Genomic DNA, 6,998 nt, shown 5'->3' on the forward strand with positions numbered 1-6,998 from the left:
GGCGAACAACAGGCAGGATAACAAAACCGCAGAATTTGCCCCTGCCTGCCCCCACGTTCAAGCGCGGACGTTGCGGCTGTACTGGGCCATCCTTAGGGGCCCGCAGAAAAACATTCAGCGACTCGGACAACCCTGGTTCCTGCGACTATGCACTCAAGTATTGATCCACCAACTCAATCCAATGCTTGACCGCAGTCCGACCCGCCCCATTCAAATGATTCCCGCAGGCCATATTGGCCGTGACAATCAGGTCAGGCTTGCTGCTTTCCAGCGCATCCATCTTGCGATCCCGCAGACGTCCTGCGATCTCGGGTTGAGTCAATGAATAGGTGCCCGCCGAACCACAGCACAAATGGCTATCCGGCACAGCGCCCAGATCAAAACCCAGGCGAGTCAGCACGGCCTCAACTCGTCCCCCCAGTTTTTGCGCATGCTGCAAAGTGCACGGACAATGGAAAGCCAGGCGTGGGCGGGTTTGCGTGCTCAGGCATTCTTCCAAAGGCTGCTCTTCCAGCACTTCGACCAGATCCCTGGCCAGTTCACTGACGCGGCGAGCGCGCTCGGCGTAGGCCGGATCGTTCCTGAACAGGTCCACGTACTCTTTCACAAAAGCTCCGCAACCGCTGGAGGTCTGCACAATCGCCAGAGCTCCCTGTTCGATCTGCGGCCACCAGGCGTCGATATTGCGACGCGCCTGCTCCAGGCCCTGTTCTTGCGCACCCAAGTGAAAAGACGAAGCGCCACAGCAGCCTGCCTGAGCGATGGGCGTCACGCTGATGCCCAAGCGATCCAACACCCGGGCCGTCGCAGCATTAATGGAAGGCGCCATGGCTGGCTGAACACAGCCTTCCAGCATCAGGACACGCTTGCTGTGCCGCTGTGCGGGTCGTGTCAAATCCGCATTTTGCTTGGGCGGGATTTTTTCCTGTAAAGAAGATGGCAGCAAGGGACGCATGGTTCGCGCTACCCCCAGCAAGGCGTTGACTCGAGCAGGCTCTGGCAGAATCTGCGTCAGTGCGACTCGCATGGCACGGTCCTTCAAGGGACGCTTTACTTTGGGCTCTAGTGCGGCCCGACCTATATCCAGCAAGTTGTGATACTTCACCCCCGAAGGACAGGTGGTTTCACAATTGCGGCAGCTCAGGCAACGATCCAGGTGATGCTGGGTCAGCTCCGAGGTCGCTTTGCCTTCCAGGAACATCTTGATCAGGTATATCCGGCCACGGGGGCCGTCCAGCTCGTTGCCCTGGTCCAGATAAGTCGGACAGGTGGCATTGCAAAACCCACAATGCACACAGGAGCGCAAAATAGCTTCAGCTTGCTCGGCTTGCGGTAGTTGCTGAGCCCATGGTGTCAGTTGTGTTTGCATGTGGACTCCGCCGAAGGAAAGAGACGACCTGGATTAAAAATGGCAGCAGGATCCAGCTGTTGTTTCAAACGCTGATGCCATATCAACAAGGACTCGGGCAAGACATCCTGCCCTGCACCTGATCCGGACCAGCAACGGGCATGCCCTTTCAAAGCTTGAGCCTGCGCGTGAATCTGCTCGGCAGCAGCATCGGACTTCAGCCACAGCTGTGTCCCACCCCAATCCACCAGAACCTGGCCGGGCCATGTTTGCACTGGGGCATCGACTGGCAAGGCGATTCGCCACAAGGTGCCAGCTTGCTTGAAAAACTCCAGGCGCTGCTCGCACAAATCGTCCCAATAGGACAAGTCCAAAGCCTCCCCACCGATTTGCTCTTGAGCCAATTGCACCGAGCTGTCGCCACCTTCCAGACGCAAATGCAAACGCCCGTCCTGCCAGGCTGCGCCCGTAATGGGACGGCTTTGGTCACGCCAACTGCGTAATAAACCGGCGATTTCCTGCTGGGCTACCTCCAGAACCAGGCTGGCACGGCTACGTGGGCGAGGCAAGACTTTGAAGGACACCTCGGTAATTACACCCAATGAACCCTGGGCGCCGACCATCAGCCGCGATACGTCATAACCGGCGACGTTCTTCATGACCTGGCCACCAAAACGCATATGTGTGCCCATGCCACTGATCAAACGGCAGCCCAGTACATAATCTCGTAATGAGCCTACCCAGGGACGACGCGGTCCCGACAGACCACAGGCGGTGGCTCCACCAACAGTGGCGCGGCTATCAAACAGAGGTGGCTCAAAAGGCAGGCATTGACCTTGCTCGTTCAAGATCGTTTCCAGCGCCTGCACGGAAGTCCCGGCACGCACCGTGACGACCAGTTCCGCCGGATCGTAATCGACCACCCCTTCATGGCCTGCCAGGCTCAGCTCTTGCCCCTGCACGGCTTTGCCTAAAAAAGCTTTGGTATTGCCGCCTTGCAAACGCAAGGGGGTTTTAGTGGCCAGGGCTTGCTGGACCTGCTCCAGCAATTCAGCGCTGCGATCCTGATTTTTGTGTTCTACGGTACTCATCAGAAACGCTCCAACTCTGGGAAAGGCAATTGCCCGTGATGGATGTGCATGCCGCCCATTTCTGCACAGCGATGCAAAGTAGGAATGTTCTTGCCGGGATTCAGCATGGTTTTGGGATCAAAGGCAGCTTTGATCGCATGGAAAAACTGCAGCTCGTCTTCATTGAACTGCACACACATCTGATTGATTTTTTCTCTGCCTACGCCGTGCTCGCCCGTAATTGTGCCGCCGACTTCCACACACAATTCCAGAATCTTGCCGCCCAAGGCTTCGGCTCGCTCCAGCTCGCCGGGTTGATTGGCATCGAACAGAATCAGCGGGTGCATATTGCCATCGCCTGCATGAAACACGTTGGCGACACGCAGGCCGTACTCTTCGGAAAGCTCCGCAGTTTTCTTCAGCACATAAGCCAACTGACGACGCGGAATGGTGCCGTCCATGCAGTAATAGTCGGGAGAAATCCGGCCTACAGCGGGAAAGGCATTTTTACGACCGGCCCAGAAGCGTTGTCGCTCCTGCTCGTCCCGCGCAACCCGCACTTCTTGCGCGCCGGCCTTGAAAAGAACCTGCTCAACACGAGCCACATCGTCCTGCACGTCTTCCAAAGCGCCATCAATCTCGCAAAGCAAGATCGCTTGTGCATCAACAGGATAGCCAGCGTGGATAAAGTCCTCGGCTGCGCGGATGGACATTTGATCCATCATCTCCAGCCCTGCCGGCACAATGCCTTGAGCAATAATCTGCGCCACGGCATCAGCTGCTTTTTCCACTTCGTCAAAGCTGGCCAGCAGCACTACCGTACAGGGGGGACGTGCCAGCAACTTGACGGTAATTTCCGTGACTACCCCCAGCATTCCTTCGGAACCCGTAAACAGGGCCATCAAATCAAAGCCGGGCGTATCCAGAGCTTCGGAGCCCAAAATCAATCGTTCGCCTGTGACGGTAATCACTTCCAGGCGCAGGATATTGTGTACGGTCAGACCATATTTCAGACAGTGCACACCACCCGCGTTTTCCGCTACGTTGCCACCAATTGAACAGGCAATCTGCGAAGACGGGTCCGGTGCGTAATACAAGCCAAAGGGTTGGGCCGCCTGAGAGATCGCGATATTACGCACGCCGGGCTGAACGCGAGCAATCCCGGCTACAGGGTCCAGATCCAGAATCTGGTTCAAGCGCGCCATCACCAGCAAAATACCCTGCTCCAAAGGCATGGCACCGCCCGACAAGCCGGTACCCGCACCACGAGCCACCACCGGCACGCCGACTTCGTGAGCCAAGCGCATCACGGCCTGTACCTGCTCCACATTACGGGGCAAAACGACCAGCAAGGGTTTGGCGCGATAAACACTCAGTCCATCACACTCGTAAGGATGCAGTTGCTCATCAGTGTGCAGCACATCCAGGCCGGGAATATCATCACGCAAACGGCTAAGCAGCTGCATCCTGTCCACGCGGGGCAGCACACCGTCCAGTTTTTCGTCGTAGCGCAAGCTCATGACGCCTCCTGTCTTTTAAAGTCTCCTGAAACGGATGGTCTTTGATGCGGGCTAGCTTGTCCAGCCGTCAGACTACTGGTCCGACCAGTTTTTACCCTAAGAGAGTATTAGGGTTTATCTTTATACTTATAAATCAGATAGATAGATAATCAGCTTGTTATCATTTCCATAGGCATACAACTGGTCTGACCACGAATGAAAATGCAGGAACCCAAGCGTTTGGAAGTCACCGCCGAGCTGGTCGCCCAACGCATCGAAACTTTTATTATGGATGGCGTCCTGAAACCGGGACAAGTTTTGCCCTCCGAGCGGCAACTGACGCAAAGACTGGCGGTGTCCCGATCTGCCCTGCGCGAAGGGCTGCAAATCCTGCGCGTGCGCGGCTTGATTGAAACCCGACATGGCAAAGGCTCCTTCGTCTCCAACCTGATTGATTCAGCCGTCAGCAAGCCGCTGGAGCACCTGCTTCAAGCGCAAGGGCGCACTCTATATGACTTGCTGGAAGTGCGTGAACTGCTGGAAAGCGAGGCGGCTCAACTAGCCGCCTCCAGGGGGACGGAAGCCGATCACATCATGATACGACGACGCTTTCAGGAACTGGAGGATCTGCAAATGCAGGATGCAGCGCCTGAACAGGTTGCGCGGGCAGATCATGCTTTTCATGCGGCAATCTGTGAGGCTTCACACAACCCGGTGCTGGTACACATGATCAGCCTGTTCAACGACTTGATGTTGTCTACAGTGCGCGTGTCCGTGCAGCACCTGTATCCCGACCATGACTCCAAACGCAGGTTGGACAGACAACATGCGCGTTTATGCAATGCCGTCACGCAAGGCCAAGCTGACTTGGCCCGACGCGCCGCCAAAGAACATATCGATGGGATACGACGACAACTACAGGAGATGGAGGCCAAACAGCTGCGCCTGGAACATGCCCGGCAACGTCTGAATGGCCTTTAGTTCTTTGACTTACTTCGCCAACAGATTGGCCAGCATATAACCTGATCCGGCCCCCGTCCCTGCACCGGGCCAGGTCGAGGCGCCGCACAAATACAGATCCTTGATCGGCGTCTTGTATTTGGAGTAACCGGCCACTGGACGGAAGAAGAAGTTCTGATCCAGATGGTGGCTGCCCGAGAGGTTATCACCGCCAATCAAGTTCGCATTGAACTGCTCCAGATCCTGGGGCGACATGATATGGCGGGCCAGGATCTTGCTACGCAGGCCCGGCGCATAACTTTCAAGCAGATCCAGGACGCGCTCTGCATATGCATCCTTAAGCTGCGACCAATCGCCAACGGCAATCTTGCCAGAAGCGTCGCCTTTGACTTGGGCTGGCAGCACACGCACTTGAATCCACAAGGTATGTTTCCCCTCCGGAGCGCGGGAAGGATCCAGTGCTATACCTTGTCCAACCACAAGAACTGGCTCGGCAGGCAATAAACCTGCAGCTGCTTCGGCATAGACGCGGCTCATCATGGCCATATCGGGTGCCAGATGGACGTAGGAGAAACGCTGCAGCTCGGTGCCAGCTGTCCAATCAGGCAAGCCATCCAGAGCCAAATGGATCATCATGGTGCCCAAACCGGGGCGGAAGGCATCGACTTTCTTCTGGTAATCCTTGGGAACGGCAGCAGACTGCACCAGACGACCAAAGACGAGCTGAGGATTCAGATTCGCGATGACCGCCTTGCGTGCCTTCAAGCGGCGACCGTCGGCCAAAACAACACCACTGGCACGACCATTCTCTTGTTCAATGGCTTGCACAGAAGCATCCAACAGCAATTCCCCACCCAGCTCCTGCAGCAAGCTAGTCATGGCACGGACAATCGTGTCAGCACCACCCTGCCCGATCACCATACCGAAGGCTTGATTGGCCATGGACTCCAGATAAGGAAACAAGGCACCGCCGGCTGTGTCTGGTGTGAAATCCACATGCAGCCCCCAGGCTGCCATCATGGCTTTTACTGAGTCGCTCTCGAAATGGCGGTCCAGAAAGTCACGAGGCGTCGCCAGCAGCAATTGCATCAGCTCTGCAACGCCATCCTTGCCCAGCTCACGCCAGCTCTTCCAGGCGCTTTTCATCAAGCCCCAAGAAGGCATAGGGCTACCGAGCACAGCAAACAGATGAGGGGCCTTGCTCTGGAAGTCATCCAGCATGGCTTGCCAAGCCTGAGCGTCCTTCTCAGAAACAGCTCGAATACGCTTCAAGGTCGTTTCCAGATCTGTACTGACGCCCAAATAACTTTGATCCCGGAACACGCTGGCAAAGCAATGCTCTGCGGGGACGAAAGCCAAACCATGGCGGGCCAAGGCTTCTTTATGGCGTTGAAAAAACGCAGAGCCCGCGAAGGAGGACAGGTTCATGGCGCACACATCATGCTTGAAGCCTGGCATGGTCAACTCCTGAGTGCTGACCGCACCACCTGCCGAGCTTTTGGCTTCCACAACCTGAACTTTCCAGCCTTTACTGGCCAGTTCAACCGCTGCTGCCAAGCCGTTGTGCCCTGCCCCAACCACAATCGCGTCTACTACCGTCTCTGCACCCACGGGCAACTCCTTTAGCTCTAAAGTATTTATCCGTATTCTACGGCGCAAAGAGGAAACTGAGTAGGAATTTCAGGGGAATCAGGGAGGACGAGTAGGACAAAGGCGGGTAATAACTAGGCACGTTATATGGCCATACAGAACCTGATGCCGAAAGCTATACGCCCTATCTTGGTCATTAAAGCTGATTGGTGCAGAAAGCTCAGCAACTAATGCTACAAGCGCGAAGAGTAGAACGACCGACCACCCTACAGGTAAGCAGCGACGGATTGAACGCCAATCCTATAGTGCCGGGACAGGATGCCATGACCGACCTACTAGGCTTAGGCCAAACGGCGTCGGTAAGAACACGGAATACACGCAGCCCGGAACGGGCCAGGAGGGGTGGCGGTGCGCCTGAACCGGGCGGTCCAGGGTCAGGCCTTCGAGCAATCCGAGACAGGCCGGTAGCCTGCGCTTTTGTCGCCGCATAAAACAAAACCCCCGCAAGGGATGCTTGCGGGGGTTTTGAGT

The 6,998-nt window shown here is 56.3% G+C and carries 5 protein-coding genes; 1 reads left to right on the forward strand and 4 read right to left on the reverse strand.

Translation table 11 applies throughout. The features are described from left to right. Nucleotides 1–145 precede the first annotated feature (145 nt). Genes glcF through glcD form a run of 3 tightly spaced genes read right to left on the reverse strand, consistent with a single transcriptional unit; the run spans nt 146 to nt 3,938 of the window. Nucleotides 146–1,369, reverse strand: coding sequence for a glycolate oxidase subunit GlcF (gene glcF, locus WFM49_RS18155; protein WP_336974755.1), 1,224 nt, complete (start codon nt 1,367–1,369; stop codon nt 146–148). Beyond that, on the reverse strand, nt 1,354–2,439 hold the full coding sequence (gene glcE, locus WFM49_RS18160; RefSeq protein ID WP_254499565.1) for a glycolate oxidase subunit GlcE: 1,086 nt from the start codon (nt 2,437–2,439) through the stop codon (nt 1,354–1,356). The genes glcF and glcE overlap by 16 nt, the downstream gene beginning before the upstream one ends. Next, the gene (gene glcD, locus WFM49_RS18165) at nt 2,439–3,938 is read right to left on the reverse strand and encodes a glycolate oxidase subunit GlcD (protein WP_035268958.1); all 1,500 of its coding nucleotides are present in this window, start codon (nt 3,936–3,938) and stop codon (nt 2,439–2,441) included. Before glcD ends, glcE begins: the two co-directional genes overlap by 1 nt. A 195-nt stretch (nt 3,939–4,133) precedes the next feature. Between glcD and glcC the strand changes: the two genes are divergently transcribed. Continuing rightward, nucleotides 4,134–4,898 (forward strand): transcriptional regulator GlcC, encoded by a 765-nt coding sequence (glcC, locus tag WFM49_RS18170; protein WP_009456132.1) that lies wholly within the window; start codon nt 4,134–4,136, stop codon nt 4,896–4,898. Nucleotides 4,899–4,907: 9 nt separating this feature from the next. On the opposite strand, the gene WFM49_RS18175 is transcribed toward glcC, so the two are convergent. After that, nucleotides 4,908–6,488, reverse strand: coding sequence for a phytoene desaturase family protein (locus WFM49_RS18175; RefSeq protein ID WP_336974759.1), 1,581 nt, complete (start codon nt 6,486–6,488; stop codon nt 4,908–4,910). Nucleotides 6,489–6,998 lie beyond the last annotated feature (510 nt).

This window comes from Alcaligenes sp. PF14 (genome assembly GCF_037150615.1).
In the GTDB taxonomy this organism is placed as follows: domain Bacteria; phylum Pseudomonadota; class Gammaproteobacteria; order Burkholderiales; family Burkholderiaceae_B; genus Alcaligenes; species Alcaligenes phenolicus.